The 2037-nt window shown below is 42.8% G+C and carries 3 protein-coding genes; 2 read left to right on the top strand and 1 reads right to left on the bottom strand.

The features are described from left to right. Positions 1-373 (top strand): TonB system transport protein ExbD (gene exbD, locus Q0340_RS07355; RefSeq protein ID WP_298082775.1); only part of this gene is annotated, 373 nt, incomplete at its 5' end. A gap of 113 nt (positions 374-486) precedes the next feature. Beyond that, positions 487-1218 carry an energy transducer TonB gene (locus tag Q0340_RS07350; RefSeq protein ID WP_298082774.1) on the top strand — a complete coding sequence of 244 codons (732 nt, stop codon included), beginning with the start codon at positions 487-489 and terminating at the stop codon, positions 1216-1218. Between the two features lie 311 nt (positions 1219-1529). Here Q0340_RS07350 and Q0340_RS07345 read toward each other — a convergent pair whose 3' ends face one another. Beyond that, on the bottom strand, positions 1530-1667 hold the full coding sequence (locus Q0340_RS07345) for a hypothetical protein (RefSeq protein ID WP_298082773.1): 138 nt from the start codon (positions 1665-1667) through the stop codon (positions 1530-1532). Positions 1668-2037 lie beyond the last annotated feature (370 nt).

The raw sequence follows: 2037 nt of genomic DNA, 5'->3' as shown, positions 1-2037 counted from the left end.
TCCTAGACGAGACGGGCTAAATATCGTCCCGTTCATCGACATTATGCTGGTGCTGCTAGCGATCGTGCTTAGTGTCTCGACTTTCATTGCGCAGGGCTATATCAAGGTCGATCTGCCATCATCTAAAAGCTCACAAGTCCCGCAAGAAAATAGAAAAATCACCGTTAAAGTAGATAGCCAGTCTAAAATTTACGTAGATGATGTTGCGGTAAGCGAGAGTGAGCTAGCGGATAAAATTTCGGCACTAGATAAAGATGATTTAGTTGTACTCGAAAACGATAAAGATTCGAAATTTTCATCCTTTATTTCGATCATGGATATCCTAAAAAAGGCTGACCATGATAAATTTGCGATTGTTACTAAAAAAGAATGATGAAAAAAAATAGCTTAATAGGTTTTATTTGCTCACTCTTATTTCACAGCTTATTGATTGCAGGCATCGCAGCTATTATCTCATCGCATCCGCAAGCTCCAAAACCGCCCGAAATGATCGCTTTTTCGATAGAGAATTTAGTCGATAGCGATAAACAGGGCGATATTTCGGATGAGCCCAATATCCCGCCTCTTTCCGATCAGTCCGAACCAGATCCTGAGCCCGAGCCCACTCCGCCGGAGCCTGAACCCGAACCAAGCCCTACTGAACCTACTCCACCGGAGCCCATAGTAGAGCCGGAGCCCGTTCCTCCTGAGCCTGAGCCGATTCCGGAGCCGGAACCTATTTCAGAACCAGTAGTTGAAAAGCCAAAACCTAAGCCCAAGCCGGTCGAAAAGCCAAAACCTAAGCCTTTAAAGGAGCGCAAGCTGCAAAGTAACGACAGGAATTTAACCGCAAAATTTGACGCCAGCAAGCCTATCTCTGCAGGCGGAGGCACAAACGGTGGATCTAGCAAGGCAACTAGCGGCAGCGACGATATCACTCAGCATGGCAATCCAAGCAACGATGAAACATGCAAGAAAGTATATGCGATCGTTTCTCGCTACGCTAAAGCGCACTATCCTAAAAATGCCCGCAGGATGAATAAAACGGGCGTCGTCGGTATCAGCTTCGTTCTTAAACCTAACGGTGAGGTCTCGGGACTGCGGATCACACGCCCTTCCGGAGTGGATTCACTAGACGAAGGTGCGCTAAATGCGGTCGAGCGCACCAAGGATAGCTTCCCTAAATCCGATAAGGGTTGTAATTTCGATACCTCGATCAGATATAATTTAGTAAATTAGCTAGTTTAGCTAGCGGCTTCACTCACTATGTTGCGGCTTGCAAGGTCGCTTTGTTTACGCGATTTTGCAGCCGCAAGTTGCGTGCTTATTTGTGTGTCGCCGTCACGTATGCGTGAGTTTTACGCGCCTCTTGCTAGTGGTACAAAATTCTACGTTTATTTAATCTTTACTTGCCTTGATTTTCGCACTTGATTGCCGTAGCAAGAATAGAATTTCGCGTAGTAACGGGATCTGAAGCCAAACTTACAAAATTGAAATTTTCAGTCGTCGGACGAGATTTCGCATAGCAATGAAATCTGATGCCGCAGATTTCAAAGCGTTTGAAATTTAATCTCATCGTTTTGAAATGCCGTATACGAGGGAATTTCAATATAAATTTGGCTGCAGGGAATTTTATGCGGCGACGAGCTTTGGCGTCTAAATTTCGTCCTAGCAAACTCACCGCTCATTGTAACTTCATTTTGTTGCCAGTGGATTTTGAGCTCGAAGTATTTTGAAAGCGAAATTTTGCTACTGAAGATTTGTCACCTTAAAATTTGATGCGACTGAGCCTAATTTTAAGATTTATTTTTTCGCATCACTTCATTTTTATTGGCTTGCAAAAATAGGTTAAGCTTGAGATTTTATTGTGAAATTATGCCTCGTAAAATTTCAACTCATAGATTCCGCGTTGTGCGCCTCGCAAGCTTTTTTATAAATTTTAAAATTTAGTCTTAGTCCTCGTAAAATTCCACTGATTTTAATGGAATTTTTACTATAATTTCGTATGAAATTTAAAAGATTAAAGGAAATTTATGATAGACGTTTACGACTTGGCGG

This window comes from uncultured Campylobacter sp., assembly GCF_938045595.1.
Classification (GTDB): domain Bacteria; phylum Campylobacterota; class Campylobacteria; order Campylobacterales; family Campylobacteraceae; genus Campylobacter_B.
Note: the sequence above shows the minus strand (reverse complement) of the source record. Positions and strands in the feature narration are given on the sequence as shown.